General features: G+C 68.3%; 21 protein-coding genes. 12 read left to right on the plus strand and 9 right to left on the minus strand.

The features are described 5' to 3' along the window. Positions 1-192 precede the first annotated feature (192 nt). A complete protein-coding gene (locus GZ64_RS0117995) occupies positions 193-822 on the minus strand; it encodes a TetR/AcrR family transcriptional regulator (protein ID WP_021201435.1) in 630 nt (209 codons plus the stop codon). 76 nt (positions 823-898) lie between these two features. Here GZ64_RS0117995 and GZ64_RS0118000 point away from each other — a divergent pair, with 76 nt between their 5' ends. Beyond that, positions 899-1,279 (plus strand): DUF1761 domain-containing protein, encoded by a 381-nt coding sequence (locus GZ64_RS0118000; RefSeq protein ID WP_029268089.1) that lies wholly within the window; start codon positions 899-901, stop codon positions 1,277-1,279. Between the two features lie 16 nt (positions 1,280-1,295). After that, complete coding sequence (locus GZ64_RS0118005; protein ID WP_021201433.1) at positions 1,296-1,577, plus strand: DUF1905 domain-containing protein; 282 nt, start codon at positions 1,296-1,298, stop codon at positions 1,575-1,577. Between the two features lie 9 nt (positions 1,578-1,586). Here GZ64_RS0118005 and GZ64_RS0118010 read toward each other — a convergent pair whose 3' ends face one another. After that, positions 1,587-2,333, minus strand: a complete 747-nt coding sequence (locus GZ64_RS0118010) for a 3-hydroxybutyrate dehydrogenase (RefSeq protein WP_029268091.1) — start codon at positions 2,331-2,333, stop codon at positions 1,587-1,589. An 18-nt stretch (positions 2,334-2,351) separates the two neighbouring features. Next, positions 2,352-3,713 carry an MFS transporter gene (locus GZ64_RS0118015; protein ID WP_036271975.1) on the minus strand — a complete coding sequence of 454 codons (1,362 nt, stop codon included), beginning with the start codon at positions 3,711-3,713 and terminating at the stop codon, positions 2,352-2,354. A 106-nt stretch (positions 3,714-3,819) separates the two neighbouring features. Here GZ64_RS0118015 and GZ64_RS0118025 point away from each other — a divergent pair, with 106 nt between their 5' ends. The 7 genes from GZ64_RS0118025 to GZ64_RS0118055 all read left to right on the plus strand — a co-directional run bounded on the left by GZ64_RS0118025 (position 3,820) and on the right by GZ64_RS0118055 (position 10,440). Then, complete coding sequence (locus GZ64_RS0118025) at positions 3,820-4,731, plus strand: LysR family transcriptional regulator (protein WP_029260792.1); 912 nt, start codon at positions 3,820-3,822, stop codon at positions 4,729-4,731. A gap of 70 nt (positions 4,732-4,801) precedes the next feature. After that, positions 4,802-5,497 carry a DUF1684 domain-containing protein gene (locus GZ64_RS0118030; RefSeq protein WP_051668233.1) on the plus strand — a complete coding sequence of 232 codons (696 nt, stop codon included), beginning with the start codon at positions 4,802-4,804 and terminating at the stop codon, positions 5,495-5,497. A gap of 28 nt (positions 5,498-5,525) precedes the next feature. Beyond that, positions 5,526-7,022, plus strand: a complete 1,497-nt coding sequence (locus tag GZ64_RS0118035) for an ABC transporter substrate-binding protein (protein WP_029260794.1) — start codon at positions 5,526-5,528, stop codon at positions 7,020-7,022. A gap of 52 nt (positions 7,023-7,074) precedes the next feature. Then, the gene (locus GZ64_RS0118040) at positions 7,075-8,037 is read left to right on the plus strand and encodes an ABC transporter permease (protein ID WP_029268095.1); all 963 of its coding nucleotides are present in this window, start codon (positions 7,075-7,077) and stop codon (positions 8,035-8,037) included. Further along, positions 8,034-8,894: an ABC transporter permease gene (locus GZ64_RS0118045; protein WP_021201425.1), complete on the plus strand. Its 861-nt coding sequence runs from the start codon at positions 8,034-8,036 to the stop codon at positions 8,892-8,894. Before GZ64_RS0118040 ends, GZ64_RS0118045 begins: the two co-directional genes overlap by 4 nt. Continuing rightward, complete coding sequence (locus GZ64_RS0118050; RefSeq protein ID WP_029268097.1) at positions 8,891-9,688, plus strand: ABC transporter ATP-binding protein; 798 nt, start codon at positions 8,891-8,893, stop codon at positions 9,686-9,688. Before GZ64_RS0118045 ends, GZ64_RS0118050 begins: the two co-directional genes overlap by 4 nt. Further along, a complete protein-coding gene (locus GZ64_RS0118055; RefSeq protein WP_029268099.1) occupies positions 9,685-10,440 on the plus strand; it encodes an ABC transporter ATP-binding protein in 756 nt (251 codons plus the stop codon). The genes GZ64_RS0118050 and GZ64_RS0118055 overlap by 4 nt, the downstream gene beginning before the upstream one ends. A 13-nt stretch (positions 10,441-10,453) precedes the next feature. Here GZ64_RS0118055 and GZ64_RS0118060 read toward each other — a convergent pair whose 3' ends face one another. The 5 genes from GZ64_RS0118060 to GZ64_RS0118080 all read right to left on the minus strand — a co-directional run bounded on the left by GZ64_RS0118060 (position 10,454) and on the right by GZ64_RS0118080 (position 15,053). Continuing rightward, the gene (locus GZ64_RS0118060; RefSeq protein WP_136025393.1) at positions 10,454-10,957 is read right to left on the minus strand and encodes an HIT family protein; all 504 of its coding nucleotides are present in this window, start codon (positions 10,955-10,957) and stop codon (positions 10,454-10,456) included. Continuing rightward, entirely contained in the window at positions 10,954-11,355 is a 402-nt protein-coding gene (locus GZ64_RS0118065; RefSeq protein WP_029268103.1) for a DUF779 domain-containing protein, read from the minus strand. Before GZ64_RS0118065 ends, GZ64_RS0118060 begins: the two co-directional genes overlap by 4 nt. Before the next feature lie 66 nt (positions 11,356-11,421). Then, positions 11,422-12,972: an acetaldehyde dehydrogenase ExaC gene (gene exaC, locus GZ64_RS0118070; RefSeq protein WP_021201420.1), complete on the minus strand. Its 1,551-nt coding sequence runs from the start codon at positions 12,970-12,972 to the stop codon at positions 11,422-11,424. Positions 12,973-13,081: 109 nt separating this feature from the next. Beyond that, positions 13,082-14,410, minus strand: coding sequence for a GAF domain-containing protein (locus tag GZ64_RS0118075; RefSeq protein WP_021201419.1), 1,329 nt, complete (start codon positions 14,408-14,410; stop codon positions 13,082-13,084). Between the two features lie 76 nt (positions 14,411-14,486). Continuing rightward, positions 14,487-15,053, minus strand: a complete 567-nt coding sequence (locus GZ64_RS0118080; RefSeq protein WP_029268104.1) for a TetR/AcrR family transcriptional regulator — start codon at positions 15,051-15,053, stop codon at positions 14,487-14,489. A 70-nt stretch (positions 15,054-15,123) separates the two neighbouring features. Here GZ64_RS0118080 and GZ64_RS0118085 point away from each other — a divergent pair, with 70 nt between their 5' ends. The 3 genes from GZ64_RS0118085 to GZ64_RS20105 are packed head-to-tail and all read left to right on the plus strand — an operon-like array spanning position 15,124 to position 16,467. Continuing rightward, a complete protein-coding gene (locus tag GZ64_RS0118085; RefSeq protein ID WP_029268106.1) occupies positions 15,124-15,693 on the plus strand; it encodes a dihydrofolate reductase family protein in 570 nt (189 codons plus the stop codon). A gap of 47 nt (positions 15,694-15,740) precedes the next feature. Further along, positions 15,741-16,088 (plus strand): FitA-like ribbon-helix-helix domain-containing protein, encoded by a 348-nt coding sequence (locus GZ64_RS20100; RefSeq protein ID WP_036331813.1) that lies wholly within the window; start codon positions 15,741-15,743, stop codon positions 16,086-16,088. After that, a complete protein-coding gene (locus tag GZ64_RS20105) occupies positions 16,075-16,467 on the plus strand; it encodes a PIN domain-containing protein (RefSeq protein WP_046399039.1) in 393 nt (130 codons plus the stop codon). Before GZ64_RS20100 ends, GZ64_RS20105 begins: the two co-directional genes overlap by 14 nt. Before the next feature lie 6 nt (positions 16,468-16,473). Here GZ64_RS20105 and GZ64_RS0118100 read toward each other — a convergent pair whose 3' ends face one another. Further along, positions 16,474-17,901 carry a CCA tRNA nucleotidyltransferase gene (locus tag GZ64_RS0118100; RefSeq protein WP_029268111.1) on the minus strand — a complete coding sequence of 476 codons (1,428 nt, stop codon included), beginning with the start codon at positions 17,899-17,901 and terminating at the stop codon, positions 16,474-16,476. Positions 17,902-17,971 lie beyond the last annotated feature (70 nt).

Genomic DNA, 17,971 nt, shown 5'->3' on the forward strand with positions numbered 1-17,971 from the left:
GGGGTGGGTGCCGGCTGGGGACCGAGCTCCCACCCCATCCCCCCTCGGGATCGAAAAGAGATCCACTCTCCCTCCGCATGACGGCTGAGCCGCCCCGCCCACGGTCAGCTGGGGACTGACGCTGCTGGGCGTATGGCCAAATGGTATACCGGGCGAGGTTGCAACCCGTTGCATCCATTCGGGCGAATGCGCTTACCCGCGGTCCTCGCGAGGGAGGTAGCCCGCCAAGAACAGATCGACGGCTCTGGCCACCGGTGGCTCACCTGTCTCCACACCCAAGAGGCCGGCGTTCAAAGGTGCGCCCACGACCAGCCAAGTGAACTCGCTCGCGAGTGCGTCGGCGTCGTCGACGGTCAGGCCGTGCGCGTCGGAGAGATCGATCATCGCGTCTGCGAGATTGCGGATGTTCGCGTCCCAGCTCTGCGCCAGGTAGTCCCTCGCGACCTCCGGATGCGCGGCCGCTTCGGCGATGACCAGTCGACGCATCGCCACCACCGGCGCGCTCAGCATCCCGGCTCGCATCGTCTCGCCGAGTGCGACGAGCCCCTCCCTCAGGTCGGGATGCGCCCTCACCGCTTCGAGAGCCGGTCTCATGGCATCACGGCCGGCGAGCGCCCAATGCCGGACGACGGCGGCATACAGCGCCGACTTCGACGCATGCTCCCGATAGAGGGACGCCTTCGAGATGCGGGCGCGCTTGGCGACCTCGTCCATCGATGCCCCCGCGTATCCGAACTCGAGGAAGACATCACGGGCGGTATCGAGCAGCGCTTCGCCCGTGCGACCGGCCGGACGTCCAGGCGTTCGAGTCATCGCGGTCATGTCGTTCAGTTTAGTACTTGACAGTTTCCCCTGTCGGGCATACTTTGAGTACCAACAAGTACTAAAGGAGGCCGACATGATCGTTCCGGCAATCGCCCTCGCCACGGTGGCATCGTTCATCGCGAGCGCTCTGCTCTACGCCGTGCCCCCGGTCTCGGCGCTCATCTCTCGGACGAGCACTCCCCGACCCGGCCTCCCCGTCGCCGCACAGATGGCATCGGTGGCCCTGCGCAGCCTCATCGTCTCCTGCCTCGTGGCCGGGCTGATGATCGCAGCCGGCTGGCACGGCGCCGGTTCCGGGTCGCTCCTCGGACTGGCGCTGTGCACACTCCCTCTCGTCCTGCTCATGGGCGGCGTCGTGCACGAGAACACCGCGCTGTCGGCAGCGGGCGTGCACCTGCTCGACTGGATCCTCAAGCTCGTCATCATCGGAGCGATCGTCGGATCGTTCGTCTGACCGAAAGGAGAGGCACATGAGCAGCCCCCTCGACATCACATTCACGGCCACCCTCGGAAAGGTTCGCGAAGGCGACACCTGGACCTGCGTGCAGCTGGATGACTCCGCGACCATCTTCGGCACACGAGGACTCGTCAAGGTCGCGGGCACCATCGACGGCGAGCCCTTCCGCGGCGCCTTCATGGCGCTCGGCGACGGCACCCACAAGCTCCCGGTCGCCGCCCCCATCCGCACGCGCATCGGAAAGGGCGACGGCGACGAGGTGACCGTGCATCTCACCGAGCGCCTCAACGGCTGAAGCAGGTCCTCAGCGGGCCGACCAGCCGCCGTCGATCGTGTAGCTCGCCCCGGTGACCATCCCCGCAGAGTCACCCGCGAGCCACAGCGCGAGCGAGGCGACCTCGCTCGGCTCGACGAGCCTCTTGATGGCGGACTCGGTGAGCATCACGGTCGCGAGGACCTCTTCCTCGGGGATCCCGTGCACGCGGGCCTGATCGGCGATCTGCTTCTCGACGAGGGGCGTGCGCACGTAACCCGGGTCGATGCAGTTGCTCGTCACACCTCGGGGCCCGCCCTCCAGCGCCGTCACCTTCGACAGCCCCTCCAAGCCGTGCTTCGCTGCGACGTACGCCGCTTTGTAGGCGGAGGCGCGCAAGCCGTGCACGCTCGACACGTTGATCACCCGTCCGAAGCCCCGGTCGTACATTCCGGGGAGGGCGGCCCGGATGAGCAGGAACGGCGCCTCGAGCATGAGCCGCAGGATGAAGGAGAACCGCTCCGGCGCGAAGTCCTCGATCGGGCTCACGTGCTGCACTCCCGCATTGTTGACGAGGATGTCGACGTCGATGCGGGCATCGGCCAGCGCCCCGAGGTCGGAGAGGTCAACGTGCCACGCCTCTCCGCCGATCTGCGCCGCGAGCGCCTCGGCGGCCGCACGGTCGACATCGGCGACCGTGACCCGGGCGCCCGCCGAAGCGAGCTCACGGGCGCAGGCCGCCCCGATGCCGCTCGCCCCACCCGTGACGAGCGCCCTGCGTCCGTGCAGATCGGTCATGTCGTACTCCTTCGCATATCAGGCCGCGGCCGCACGGGCGGCATCGGCGTCATCGATGGCCTGCAGCGAGATGCCCTTCGTCTCGCGCAACGACACCACGGCGATGGCGGTCACGACGCAGGCGATGACGATGTAGATCGCGATCGGCAACCAGGATCCGAAGTCGCGCAACCACTGGATCGCGAGGATCGGGGCGAGCGAGCCGGCGAGGATCGCGGTGACCTGGGAGCCGAGGGAGACGCCCGAGTACCGCATCCGCGTGGGGAACAGTTCCGCCATCACCGCCGGCTGCGGGGCGTACATGAAGGCGTGGAAGCAGAGCCCGATGGTCACGGCCAGCACGATGAGGACCGGGTTGAGGGTGTCGAACATCGGGAAGGCGAAGAACGCCCAGGTCGCGCTGAGGATCGCGCCGGTGAGGTAGACGGGCTTGCGCCCCCACCGGTCGGCGAGACGCCCCAGCTGCGGGATGATCGCGAAGTGCACGACGTGCGCGATGAGCAACGCGAGCAGCAACTGACTCGTGTCGTATTCATGCACCGTCTTCAGGTAGACGATCGTGAAGCTGACGACGATGTAGTAGACGATGTTCTCGGCGAAGCGGATGCCCATCGCCTGCAGGATGCCCTTCGGATAGCGGCGCAGCACCTCGACGACACCGTACGACGTGGCCTTCTCCGCCTCGACCTGCGCCTTGGCCTCGAGGAAGATCGGCGCCTCTTCGACGTGACGGCGGATGTAGAAGCCGACCAGCACGATCACCGCCGACAGCCAGAAGGCGATGCGCCAGCCCCATTCGAGGAAGGCGGCCGAGCTCATCACCCATGAGCTCACGAGCAGCACGAGGGTGGCGAGCAGGTTCCCCACGGGCACGGCGGCCTGGGGCCAGCTCGACCAGAACGAACGCGAGCGGTCGGGGCTCTGCTCGGCGACCAGCAGCACGGCGCCGCCCCACTCCCCGCCCACGGCGAAGCCCTGGAGGAAGCGCAGCGCCACCAGCAGGGCGGGCGCCCAGTAGCCGATGCTCTGGAACCCGGGGAGGCACCCCATCAGGAACGTCGCTGCGCCGACGATGATGATCGTCGCCTGCAGGGTGGGCTTGCGGCCGAACCGGTCGCCGATCTGCCCGAAGACGATGCCGCCGAGCGGACGCGCGATGAATCCGATCGCGTAGGTGACGAAGGCCGCGATGATCCCGTCGAGGGGAGAACCGGTTGCGGGGAAGAAGTAGGTGCCGAACACCAGGCTGGCCGCGGTGGCGTAGAGGAAGAACTCGTACCACTCCACGACCGTGCCGGCCATGGAGGCCGCGACGACCCGCTTCAGCTTCGAGTTCGGGGCGGAGGGGGCGGTGGGGGCCGCGCTCACTGAGGATGTCATGTCTGTCTCCTTCGGGTGTCGCCGGTGACACCCGCGTCCCAGTGTCGAGCACGGCGGTCTCTGCAACAACGCCCAGTGCTGCACATCGACTGTGCATAATTGCAGAATGGATGCTGTCAAGCGGCCTCGCGCCGACGACCTTCTCGTGCTCCTCGCGGTCGCGCGCACCGGACGCTACACGAGTGCCGCCGCGCATCTGGGACTCGATCACACGACCGTCGCCCGCCGTATCGCCGCCCTCGAGGACGTGCTCGGCGGACGCGTGGTCGCACAGTCGGCGACGGGGTGGGAGTTGACCGACCTCGGCCGGTCCGCCGCAGAGACGGGAGGCCGGATCGAAGCGGCGCTGTCGCAGCTCGACGGCGGCACCGAACCGCCGGATCCGATCTCCGGCGTCGTCCGCATGTCGGCGACAGACGGATTCAGCGCCTACATCGCGGCCCCCGCGGTCGCCGCGCTGCGCAGGGACCATCCGCGACTCACGGTCGAGATCGTCGCGGCGACCCGGCGCGCCGCCGAGCATCGCGCCGGTCTCGATCTCGAGGTCGTGGTGGGGGTGCCGCAGACGCGTCGTGCGCACGCCGTGAAGCTCGGCACCTACACGCTGGGAATGTACGCGTCCCGCGACTACCTCGATCGGGTCGGAACGCCGAGCACCGCTGCCGAGTTGGAGCAGCACCAGCTGGTGTACTTCGTCGATTCGATGCTGCAGGTCGATGCCCTCGACCTGCCTCGCCGACTCGTGCCGCGCATGCAGGACGGCCTGACCTCCACCAACGTCTTCGTGCATGTCGAGGCCACGCGAGCAGGCGCCGGCATCGGCCTCCTCCCCTGTTTCGCGGCAGACCGCCACCACGACCTCGTGCGGCTGCTGCCCTCGGTGTTCGCCGAGAAGCTCCCCTACTACCTGGTCGCTCGTCCCGAGTCGCTGCGCCTGCCCGCCGTCTCCGCTCTGGCCGCAGCTCTGCGCGCGCAGACGCGCGCGTCGAGGGCGATGCTCGACGGCGCGAGCGACTGAGCACCGCCTGTGTGACCCCGGGTGACGAACCCGACCCCGCCCCCTTCTGCATGCAAGAGAATTGAAAGCGATGTCTGAACGCGAAGAACACACCCACTGGCAGGCCGAGCGCCGCGCCGCCGTCACGTCGCCGACCGGCAACCTCGCCCTGATCGAGACCCGCTGGACCGGTGAGCGCCCCGATGTCGAGGCCGAACAGCGCGCCGCGGCCGACACGGTGACCGTGACGCCGATCGAGCGCACGAACATCGAAACGGGTCAGGCGGAGCACGGGCTGCGCGTCTGGGATGCCGACGCCCCCGCCATCCGCGCCTTCGACCGCATCGACACCTACGATTACGACCCGGCGTGGGTGCTCGAGGGACACTTCACCCCGGTCTCCGGTGATCGACGCGTGTCGTTCGAGCACATCCGCGACAACGGCGGCACCCGTGATCTGGTCGTCCCTGGCGACATCCGCCTCGAGCTCGACGGCCAGGAGTACACCCTCGCCGCGTTCGACGACGGCGGCACGCTGTTGCTCGTGTTCGGCGACGAGACGAACGGCTCGGAGACCTACGGATCCGGTCGCTTCCTGTTCGTGCAGCTGCGCGACGACGAGGGCTCCGTCGTCCTCGACTTCAACCGCGCCTTCGTGCCGCCGTGCGGATTCAGCGCCCAGTACAACTGCCCGCTGCCGCCGGCATCCAACCGCTTCCCCCTGCCTATCCGAGCAGGCGAGAAGAACGTCGTGTTCCGCGACGGCTTCGACATCTACGCGGCGTGACGCCGCACTCACTCACCCTGGAGTACTCATGAGAAGAACCCGCATCCTCGGCGCGCTCGGCGCCGTCGCCACGCTCGCCCTCGTGGCCGGCTGCGCGTCGGGCACGAGCAACGACGCCACCGCGAGCGAAGACGCCACGATCCTCATCGGGTCGCTGTACGAGCCCACCAACCTCAGCAACACGCAGGGCGGCGGCCAGGGTGTGACCGAGGCGCTGACCGGCAACGTCTACGAGGGCCTGTACCGGCTCACGGACGACGGCGAGGTCGAACCGCTCCTCGCCGAAGACGCCCAGGTGTCCGACGACGGCCTGACCTACACGATCACGCTGCGCGACGACGTGACCTTCCACTCGGGCGACCCGCTCACCTCCGCCGACGTGAAGTCGAGCATCGAGGCCGTCACCGCCGAAGACTCCGTGTCCGCCCGCAAGTCGAGCTTCACGACCATCGCCGACATCGCCACCCCCGATGACAAGACGGTCGTGTTCACGCTGTCGGAGCGCTCGATCTCGTTCCTGTACAACCTCAGCTACGTCTGGATCGTGAACGACGAGGCCGGCGACATCACGTCGTCCGAAGACGGCACCGGCCCGTACACGCTGGACGAGTGGAAGAAGGGCTCGACCCTCACCCTCCAGCGCTGGGACGACTACTGGGGCGAGCCTGCCAAGAACGGCGAGGTCGTCTACACGTACTTCACCGACGCGACGGCGGAGAACAACGCACTCCTCACGGGTGAGATCGACGTCATCACCAGTGTGCAGAACCCCGACTCGCTCACGCAGTTCGACTCCGACGACTACGTCGTGAGCGAGGGCACCTCGACCACGAAGGAGCTGCTCGCCTTCAACGACCGCGTCGCCCCCTTCGATAACACGCTCGTGCGCAAGGCGGTCTACTCCGCGATCGACACGAAGAAGCTCCTCGAGTCGATCTGGGGCGACTACGGCACGCTGATCGGGTCGATGGTGCCGCCGACCGACCCCTGGTACGAGGACCTCACCTCCGTGAACCCCTACGACGTCGAGCTGTCGAAGGATCTGCTCGCGCAGGCCGGCTACGCCGACGGCTTCACGTTCACGCTCGACACCCCGAGCTACGACCCGCACCCCGCCGTGGCGGAGTTCCTGCAGTCGCAGCTCGCCGAGGTGGGCATCACGGTCGAGATCAACACGATCAGCGCCGACGAGTGGTACACGAAGGTGTTCAAGGAGCAGGACTTCGAGGCCACTCTGCAGGAGCACGTGAACGACCGCGACGTGGTCTGGTACGGCAACCCCGACTTCTACTGGGGCTACAACGACGCCGACGTGCAGCAGTGGGTCGCCCAGGCCGAGCAGGCCGCAACGACCGACGAGCAGACGGCCCTGCTGAAGCAGGTCAACGAGAAGATCGCCGCGGATGCCGCGAGCGTATGGTTGTACCTGTACCCGCAGATCGTGGTCGCCTCCAGCGATCTCAGCGGGTACCCGGTCAACGGCCTGAACTCGCAGTTCTTCGCCTACGACATCGTCAAGTCCTGACGTGCGTGGGGGATGCCGCGCGTCGGCATCCCCCACGTCATCCTGAGAAGCCATGCTCGCCTACCTCCTGCGCCGCCTCGCGTTCCTCGCGGTCTCGCTCGTCGTCGCGATGGTCGCGATCTTCGTTCTGCTGCGCCTGCTTCCCGGCGACCCGGCCAACGCCCTGCTCTCGGTGAACGCCACCCCGGAGCAGATCGATGCCGCGCGCGCTCAGGTCGGCTCCGACCAGCCGCTGCTGCAGCAGTTCACGACGTGGGCGGGCCAGGTGCTCCGCTTCGATCTGGGTGAATCGTTCCTGAGCTCGCGCCCCGTCGGGCCCGACATCGCCGACCGTCTCGCCGTGACGCTCCCGCTCACCCTCATCGCCTTCACGATCGCGCTGCTCGTCTCCCTCGTCATCGGCATCACCGCCGCCGTGAAATCCGACCGCTGGTACGGCATCGCCCTCTCGGGCTTCGCGCAGCTCGGTGTCGCGGTCCCCGTGTTCTGGGTCGGCGTGGTGCTCGTCTGGGTGTTCGCGCTCGGCCTCGGTGCTCTGCCGTCCGGCGGATTCCCCCGCAAGGACTGGGAAGATCCGGCGGATGCACTGCGCTCGCTCGCGCTGCCCATCCTCACCATCGTGATCGTCATGAGCGCCTCCCTGAGCCGATACGTGCGCTCGGCGACGCTCGACGTGCTCGGCAGCGACTATCTGCGCACCGCCCGCGCCGGTGGTTCCGGCATGGGTGAGGCTCTGCTCCGGCATGGGGTGCGCAACGGCGCGGTGCCCGTCGTCGCGGTGCTCGGCATCGAACTGTCGACGACGCTTCTCGGCGCGGTGGTCGTCGAGAGCGTCTTCACGCTTCCGGGACTCGGCAGCCTGCTGCTGTCGGCCATCGAGCAGCATGACTTCCAGGTCATCCAGGGCGTCCTCGTCGTCAGCACCCTGTTCGTGCTGCTGGTCGGGTTCGCCGCCGACATCGTGCAGCGCCTGATCGACCCGCGCCTGCGCACGAGCGTCTCGGGGAACCGATGAGCCGCGTCGCCGAACAGCTGATCACCGCGTCCGTGCCCGTGCGCCGGCGGCCGAAGGCGACCCTGCTGATCGGGATCGTCCTCACCGGCATCATCGTGCTGATCGCCCTGGTCTCCCTGTTCTGGCTCCCCTATCCGCTGGCCGACACCAGCGGGGGGCGTCTCGAGGGGCCCAGCGCCCTGCACCTGCTCGGCACCGACCGACTCGGACGCGACCTGTTCTCGCAGCTGATGTGGGGCGCGCGTATCGCCCTCATCGTCGGCACCTGCGCCGTCGCGATCGCGGCGATCCTCGGCACCGTCGTCGGGCTTCTCGCCGCATTCGCGCGCCCCTGGGTCGACGACACCCTCTCCGCCGGACTGGATGTCGTGATCGCGTTCCCCGTCCTCCTGCTCGCGATGCTGGTCGTCGCCGTACAGGGAGCGTCGCTGTGGTCGGCAGTGCTCGCGATCGGACTCGCGATGTCGGCGGTCGTCGCCCGTCTCACGCGCATCCTCGCGCGTCGCGTGCTGCAGGAGCAGTACATCACCGCCGCGCGCACGAGCGGCACCGGCGTGCTCGGCATCGTGTTCCAGCACGTGCTTCCGAACATCGCCCCTACCCTCGCCGTGAGCCTGGCGCTGCAGTTCGGCGCAGCCGTGCTGGCCGAGGCGAGCCTGTCGTACCTCGGGTTGGGAGCACCGCCGCCCAACGCATCGTGGGGGCGGATGCTGCAGGAGGCGCAGGGCACCGTGCTCACCGCCCCCGTCGGCGCGATCGCTCCGGGTGTCGCGATCATCGCGCTCGTGCTCGGCGTGAACTTCCTCGCCGACGGTCTGCGTGACCTGGCCGACCCGACCCGCAGGAGGAGCCGATGAGCATCCTCGACGTCTCCGGCCTCACAGTCCGCTCCGGCGCGGGCACCCTCGTGCGCGATGTCTCCTTCTCCCTCGCGCCCGGTGAGCGCCTGGGCCTGATCGGTGAGTCCGGCTCGGGCAAATCGCTGACCTCCCTGGCCGTGACCGGGCTGCTGCCGGATGCCCTCAGCGCGTCGGGCTCGGTGCTGCTCGACGGCCACCAGGTGATCGACGCCCGCGACGCCGACCTCCGCCCGCTGCGCGGACCCGTCGCGCAGATCGTGTTCCAGGAGCCCCTCACCGCGCTCGACCCGCTGATGAAGGTCGGCCGCCAGATCGCCGAACCGCTGCGCCGCCATCTCGGGCTGCGCGGGGCAGAGCTGCGTTCTGCGGTAGCGGCTGCCCTCGACGAGGTCGCGTTGTCCGACGCCCGCATCGCACGCGCCTACCCGCATGAGCTCTCGGGTGGCCAGCGTCAGCGGGTGGCCATAGCCATCGCCTTGGCGGCACGCCCGCAGCTGCTCATCGCCGACGAGCCGACGACTGCACTGGACGTGACCGTGCAGGACGGGGTGCTCGCGCTGATGGAACGCCTGGTCGACGAACGAGGCATGGCGCTGCTGTTCATCAGCCACGATCTGGCCGTCGTCTCGCGCATGGTCGATCGCATCGTCGTGCTGCGCGACGGACTCGTGGTCGAAGCAGGCACGGTCGCGCAGGTGCTGCAGGAGCCCGCCGAGCCGTACACGAGGATGCTGGTCGACAGCGCCCGTGCACTCGACGCCTTCCTCGACGCCGGGGAGGTCGGCGCATGAGCCTGCTCGAACTGCGTGGTGCCGGCTTCGCCTACGGGTCCCGCCGCGTGCTCGACGACGTGTCGCTGCGCATCGACGAAGGCGACTCCCTCGGCCTGGTCGGCGAATCGGGTGCGGGCAAGTCGACGATCCTGCGACTGCTGCTCGGACTCGCCGCCCCGCGCGATGGACAGGTGCTGTTCGAGGATGCCCCGCTCGCACTGCGCGACCGGGCGCAGATGCGTCGCTTCCGCGCGAGCGTGCAGCCGGTGTTCCAGGACCCGTACTCGTCTCTCGACCCGCGCCAACGCATCGACCGGATCATCGGCGAACCGCTCCGTTCGCTGGGTCTGGCATCCGGCGCCGATGCACAACGCCGCATCGCCGAGGCGCTCGACTCCGTCGGACTTCCCGCCGATACCGCGCGCCGCTATCCGCACGAGTTCTCCGGTGGGCAGCGCCAGCGCATCGCGATCGCGCGCGCCGTGGTCTCACGCCCCCGGGTGCTGCTCGCCGACGAACCTGTCAGCGCCCTCGACGTGACGACGCGCGTGCAGGTGCTCGAGCTGCTCGACCGGCTGCGCCGCGAGAACGGCCTGTCGCTCGTGATGGTGTCGCACGACCTGACCGCGATCGCCTCGGCCTGTGATCGCACGCTCGTGCTGCAGAACGGCCGCGTGGTCGAGCAGGGGGCCACCCCGGCCGTGCTGCACGAACCGCAGGACCCGTACACGCGGGCGTTGGTCGATGCCGTGCCGCGGCTGCCGCGCTGAGCACCGGGCGGGGTCAGGCGAAGTCCCGCCACGTCTCGCGAAGAGCGGCGACGGAACCACCCAATTCGGACGCCGACAGGTACACAGGCCCCTCCGCGATATCCACATTCCGAAGCGGGTCATCGTCTCGATGCTGCGGGAACACATGGCAGTGCAGGTGCGGTGCGCGATGCCCCATCACGAGGTAGTCGATCTTTCGGGGCGTGAACGCCGCGCCGACCGCCTTACCCGCGCGCTGCACGTCGTGCCAGAAAGCATCGAGCTGAAGCGCATCGAGCCGATCGAGGTCGGTGACGTGTTCACGAAGAATCACCACGGAATAACCGGCGTGAGCTTGATTTCGCACGAGACGAAAGTATGTGGCCTCGGTGGAACCCACCAGGATGCTGTGTTCGTTCTCCTCCAGGTGAGCGTCGGCGCACATGCCACACCGCGCGGGATCGATGAGCTCCGACCACTGCTCGTCCGTCCACCACATCGGCTCATCGTAACCAGAAGCCTCCATCGCGCCGTTCACACCGCCCGCGTCGACAAGCCGAAGTACGCCAGCTCCGCATCGTTCAGCATCCGGGACCGGATCAGGAATCGCATCCCGGTCGGGCCTTCGACCGAGAAACCCGCACCGCGCCCCGGCACCACGTCGATGGTCAGGTGCGTGTACTTCCAGTACTCGAACTGCGACTCCGACATGAACACCTCCACCGTCTGCGGCAGTCCGACGTCGAGGGCACCGAGCAGCACGTCGCCCGGCCCCGTGATGAACACCCCGATCGGATAGCACATGGGTGAAGAGCCGTCGCAGCAGCCGCCGGACTGGTGGAACATGAGCGGCCCGTGCTGTGCGGTCAGCTCACGCACGAGTGCGGCCGCCGCCTCCGTCACGTCCACGCGCTGATAGGTGCCGATGCTGACCATGACTGCCGCCTTCCGGGGAGGAGCCGGGCGGACGCTGAGGGAGCAGCGCCCGCCCGGGGAACGAGCTCAGAAGAAGCCCATCGGCCCTTCCGCGTACGAGACGAGGAGGTTCTTCGTCTGCTGGTAGTGGTCGAGCATCATCTTGTGGTTCTCGCGCCCGACGCCCGACTGCTTGTACCCGCCGAACGCCGCATGCGCCGGGTACTGGTGATACGTATTCGTCCAGACGCGTCCGGCCTCGATCGCTCGTCCTGCACGATAAGCCGTGTCCCCGCTGCGGCTCCACACGCCGGCACCCAGTCCGTAGAGGGTGTCGTTCGCGATCGAGATCGCGTCGTCGAAGCCGTCGAACGAGGTGACCGACAGCACCGGCCCGAAGATCTCCTCCTGGAAGATGCGCATGTCATTGGTGCCCTCGAACACGGTCGGTGCGACGTAGAAGCCCTCGCTCAGATCGCCGCCGAGATCGACCCGCTCGCCACCGGTGAGCAGTCGCGCACCGCCCTGCTTGCCGATGTCGATGTAGCTGAGGATCTTCTCGAGCTGATCGTTCGACGACTGCGCGCCGATCATCGTCGCCGGATCCAACGGATTGCCCTGCACGACCTTCGCGACCCGTTCCAGCCCGTCGGCGAGGAAGCCGTCGTAGATCGACCGCTGGATGAGTGCGCGCGAGGGGCAGGTGCAGACCTCGCCCTGATTCAGCGCGAACATCGTGAAGCCCTCGAGCGCCTTGTCGTAGAACGGATCGCTGGTCGAACGCGCGACGTCTTCGAAGAACACGTTGGGGCTCTTGCCTCCGAGTTCCAGCGTGACCGGGATCAGGTTCTGCGAGGCGTACTGCATGATGAGGCGACCGGTCGTGGTCTCGCCCGTGAAGGCGACCTTGCGGATGCGCTTGTGCTGCGCGAGCGGAGCGCCCGCCTCGATACCGAACCCGTTCACGATGTTCACGACGCCGGCCGGCAGCAGGTCGCCGATGATCTCGAACAGGAACAGCAGGGATGCCGGTGTCTGCTCGGCGGGCTTGATCACGACGCAGTTGCCCGCGGCGAGCGCGGGCGCCAGCTTCCAGACCGCCATCAGGATCGGGAAATTCCAGGGGATGATCTGACCGACCACACCCAGCGGTTCATGGAAGTGGTACGCGACGGTGTTCTCGTCGAGCTGGCTGATGCCGCCTTCCTGCGCCCGCAGGACGCCGGCGAAGTAGCGGAAGTGGTCGACGGCGAGCGGGATGTCGGCGGCGAGGGTCTCGCGCACCGGCTTGCCGTTCTCCCAGGTCTCGGCGACCGCGATCTCCTCGAGGTGCTGTTCGATCCGGTCGGCGATCTTGTTGAGGATCACGGATCGCTCGGCAGGACTGGTCTTTCCCCAGGTCGCGAATGCCTGCCACGCGACCTCGACGGCCCGGTCGATGTCTTCGCTCGTGCCCCGACCGACCTCGGTGAAGACCTTGCCGTTCACGGGGCTGACGTTCTCGAAATACTGGCCCTTCACGGGCTCGACGAACTCGCCGCCGATGTAGTGGCCGTAGCGCGGCCGGTAGTTCGCGAGCGCGCCCGGCTGGCCCGGGGCCGCGTAGGCGAGGGACACGTCTTCTTCGACGATGCTCATGGGGTCTCCTTCGACGGGGCCGCGCGTCGGTGCAGCGGCTCTTCTCCGAAGGTAGGTCGCCCGGGGTTGCGCCCCGATGCGCAACGTTGCGCCCGGTTGCAGGCCGCGGTCAGGCCTCGAGGCGCTCGATCCTCGCGACGAGCCCTGCGCGCTTCGGCGACCGGGCGGGGAGCATCTCCAGCGCGAGACGGAGTGCCTCGGCATCTCCCTGCCCCTCGGGGATCTCTGCGTAGGAGAGCAGCACGTCGAGACTCGCCTCGGACAGCATCGCTTCGCGGAGCGCTCCCCTCACCGACTCCCGGAACTCCTCGACGCCGGGCGAGGTCGACTCGGGGAGCACCGGACCCCGATAGGCGGTGAGCGCCACCCGGTGCGCGCCGCGATCGAGCAGTGACAGCACGTCATGTGCGTCGGTATCGAGGGCGACGGGAAGGCGGTACGGGCGCGACTCGGGCACCAGATCGGGGGCCGTGCGCTCGAGCACCTTGCGCAGGCGAACCATCTCCGGGCGGAGCGTGTCGGGCGAGACGCCCGGGCCGTAGACGAGCTCGCAGAGGCGCTCGGCCGAGAGACCCTGGCGGTGCACGGCCAGCATCAGCAGGATCGCCGCGTGGCGTGCGCTGAGCTCGATCATGGACTCGTCGTGTGCGGACTCGGTCTCCAGGCGGGCCCGATCCCGGCCGAGCACATGCAGCGTCGCGCGCGCGGTCGCCGGCATGCGTCCCTTCGTCACGCTGGTTCGCGGCCGGGACTCCTCGCTCCGTCGGCGCAGACGAGCCACCATCAACTCCGACTCGACCGCGCGGGCCGTCGCATCGACCAGCAGTCGCGCCTGCAGCGAGACCACCTCGGGGCCTCCGGTGATGTCGATGACTCCGAGCACACGCTGCGTCTCGGGGTCGCGGACGGGCGCAGCCGTGCATGACCACGGATGCACGAGGCGGTTGTAGTGCTCCGCGCCGCGGATCTGCACCGACTGGCCGAGGGCGAGCGCGGTTCCGGGGGCGCTCGTGCCGACGGCATCCTCCGACCAGTTCGCACCGGCGACGAAGCCCATGCCGTCGGTGAGCGAGCGCAGCTGATCATCCCCCTCGATCCAGAGCAGGCGTCCGGCCTGGTCGCCGACGGCGATGATCACTCCGGTGTCCTCCGCCTCGCCGGGCAGCAGCAGCGCACGGATCATGTCCATCACCGAGGCGAGAGGGTGGGCGAGGCGGTAGGCCTCGAGCTCGTCGCTGACCAGTTCGAGCGGAGGAGCGCCTTCGGGTCCGACCCGACCGCGCCACGACCTCTCCCACGACTCGCGGACGAGGGGGCGCACCTCTTGCAGGCGCCGGTCGTCGAGATTGCCGGCGAGCAGCTCTTCGTGCGCACGCTCGATGAGCAGTCGCGATGTCGGGGGGAGGGACTCGCGGGATACCTGCCACGGCGCAGACACAGCGGTCTCCGATCGTCGAGAGCGTGCGTTGCCTCAGTGTACGAGCAGCGCGGCCCCGAGGGAACACCTCACCGCGTCAACGGAGGAGGCCGGCGACGAGGTCGTCGATCACCTCGTCCGTCGAGGTGTCCGGATCGATCGGCGTGGTGAGCCGGTCGAGCAGCAGTCCGTCGATCGCGTAGTGGAAAAGCGCGATCTCGCGCCGTCCGCCCGGGAGCCCTGCCGCGGTGTTGAAGGCGATGTCGCCGTCGAAGCCGGCACGTTGCCAGGCGCCCAGCACGGCGGCGACCTCGGGGCGTCGGCCGCCTTCGAGTCGCAGCTCGAACAGGGCGAGCGTCACGTCTCGATCCTCGGTCAGCCTTCGCACGATGTCGCGGATGTAGTCGGCGAACAGCGCGGGGCCGGGTGGCACGTTCGCGCGGCGCTCGAGATCCTCGGGCGTAGGAGCGAGTCGCTCTCCGATTCGCTCGACGAGTCCCTCGATCAGGGCGTCCCGACTGCGGAAGTAGTTCGATGTGGTGCCGGTCGGAACCCGCGCGGCGACGTCGACCGCGCGGTGCGTGAGACCTCTCGACCCTTCCCGTGCGAGCACCGTGAGTCCCGCATCCGCGATCGCCCGCCGCCGGCAGTCGTTCTTGACCATGGGTAGAAGACTAGCGCAATCACTACGCCTGTTGTACTGTAACTGCGACAAATGTAGTGATTGGAGCATCATGCGAGAACTCGTGTACTACGCCGCCGTCACCCTCGACGGCTACATCGCCGGCCCGAACGGCGAGTTCGACGCGTTCCTCGTCGAAGGCGACCACATGGACGGCATCAACCGGCGCTTCGCCGACACCCTCCCGACCGCCGCGGCCGCAGCGCTCGGGATCGCACAGAACCGCGACGTCTTCGACACGGTGCTGATGGGATGGAACACCTACGCCGTCGGCGGGGTCTCCAGCCCCTACCGTCACCTGCGACAGATCGTCTTCAGTCGTTCGAAGACGGCCGAGGGCGAGAGCCTCGTCGTCACGGCCGAGGATCCGATCGACGTCGCGCGGCGACTGAAACAGGAAGACGGCGCCGCCATCTGGCTCTGCGGCGGAGGCGCCCTGGCGGCGACACTCGCCGACGAGATCGACCGACTCGTCCTCAAACGACAGCCCTTGCTGTTCGGCTCGGGCATTCCCCTGTTCGGTGAGCGCCCGTATCACCCCGAGAGGTTCGATGCCGTGCAGACGGTCGCCTACGAAAGCGGCGTGGTGTTCACCGAGCTGGAGCGTCGGCGCGAGGGGTGATGCGAGAGAGATCTTCCTGCTAGCATTCTGCTGTCAGGAGGCGGAATATGGCGACCGTGACCATCCGGAATCTCAGCGACGATGTCGTCGACGCGCTGAAGGAGCGTGCCCGACAGAACTCCCGCTCGATGGAGGCCGAGGTGCGCGACGTGCTCACGCGATTGGCGAAGAACAGCGCGAGCGGGCTCGAAGCCGACCTGGCGCAGCGGATGGCCCGTCCGCGCCGGTGGTCGGTCCCATCAAGCGAGATCACGGCGAGGGTGGAAGCGAACCCGTCGACCCCGGAACAAGACAGGATGCGTCGGGAATGGGCGGCGGAGCTGGAGGCGGACAGGCAGAATCCCTTCTTCCTCGAACCGCTCCGGGACCCGTGGGAGAGTCGTGATTCTTCTTGACACGAACGTGCTGATCCAGCTCGACAGCGTGCAGTTGCCCCCGGACGACGTGGCTCTGAGCGCCATCGTCTACGCCGAACTTCAGCTCGGAGTCGAGCGTGCGACGGATCCGGTTCTTCGCCGCAGCCGCCGCAACGAACTGATGCGCCTCTCCTCACTCCTCGAAGCCGACTGGCTCCCGTTCGATCGGGCAGCCGCGGAGGGATACGCCCGCCTTGCGTCGGAGGTGATCCTGACCCGTCCCGCACATGCCCGGAGCAAGGACCTCATGCTGGCCGGGCACGCCTACGCACTCGGCGCCGCCCTCCTCACCTTCAACCCGAAGGACTTCGAGCTCGTGTCCGGCGACGTCGAGATCATCGTCCCCGAACTGCGCTGAGACAGGTCAGCCGCGGGCGGCCCACCACTCCCGAAGCCGCTGCTCGGCGACATCGGGGCCGAGCACGCCCTCGTCCAGGCGCAGGTCGAGGAGGAACCGGTACGCCTCGCCGACCTCGCGTCCGGGGCTGATGCCGAGCACCTGCTGGATGCGGTTGCCGTCGAGCTCCGGACGGATCGCGTCGAGCTCCTCCTGCTCGCGGAGTGCGGCGATGCGCGACTCGATGTCGTCGTAGGCGCTCGCGAGACGACCGGCCTTGCGCTTGTTCCGCGTGGTCACGTCGGCGCGGGTGAGGATGTGCAGGCGCTCCAGCAGATCGCCGGCATCGCGCACGTAGCGACGCACGGCCGCATCCGTCCAGGCGCCCTCGGCGTAGCCGAAGAAGCGCAGGTGCAGCTCGATGAGCGTGGCGACGGCGTTCGTGGTCTCGGTGTCGAAGCGCAGCGCCTGCAGCCGCTTGCGCGCCATGCGCGCCCCGACGACATCGTGGTGGTGGAACGTGACCACTCCCCCGGCCTCGAGCTTGCGGGTGCGCGGCTTGCCGATGTCGTGCAGGAGTGCCGCGATGCGCAGGGGCACGTCGGGCGCGGCGCCGGGGTGCCGGGAGTGCTCGAGCTCGATCGCCTGGGCGAGCACGGTGAGCGAGTGCTCGTAGACGTCCTTGTGGTGGTGGTGCTCGTCGACCTCGAGGCGCAGTTCGGTGACCTCGGGCAGGAACTCGTCGATCAGCCCGGTGTCGACCAGCACGCGGATCCCGCGCACCGGGTCGTCGGTCTGCATGAGGCGCACGAGCTCGGACTGGATGCGCTCCGGACTCACGATCTTCAGCGTCTCGCGGAGCTCGGCGATCGCCTCGGCCGTGGCCTCTTCGACGCGGAAGCCGAGCTGGGCGCTGAAGCGCGCGGCGCGCAGCATGCGCAAGGGGTCGTCGCCGAACGAGATCCGGGGGTCCGCCGGGGTGCGCAGAACACCCGCGATCAGATCTTCCACGCCACCGGTCGGGTCGATGAGCTTGACCGACGGCACCTGCAGGGCCATGGAGTTGACGGTGAAGTCGCGGCGCACGAGGTCGCCGTCGATCGTGTCGCCGAACTCCACCGTGGGCTTGCGGGTCACACCGTCGTAGCTGTCGGCGCGATAGGTCGTGATCTCGACCTGTTCGCGCTGCACGCGCGCGCCGATCGTGCCGAACGCCCGGCCGATGTCCCACTGGGCGGTCGAGATCGGCGTGACGATGGTCAGGATCTCGTCGGGCGAGGCATTGGTCGTGAAGTCGAGGTCATGGGTCGCGCGTCCGAGCAGCGCGTCGCGCACCGGACCACCGACGACGGCCAGATCGAAGCCGGCCTCCTCGAACGCCGTCGCGAGGGTGCGGACGACCGGATTCTCGGCGAGCGCACCGAGACGGGCGAGGCCGTCAGCCATATTGAGCATGGGTTCCAGCGTACCGGGGTGAGCCGTTCGTGCCGGGGCCGTCTGCTGCTCCTCCTTCCTCGTCTCCGAG

Source organism: Microbacterium sp. Cr-K32 (genome assembly GCF_000708345.1).
Classification (GTDB): domain Bacteria; phylum Actinomycetota; class Actinomycetes; order Actinomycetales; family Microbacteriaceae; genus Microbacterium; species Microbacterium maritypicum_A.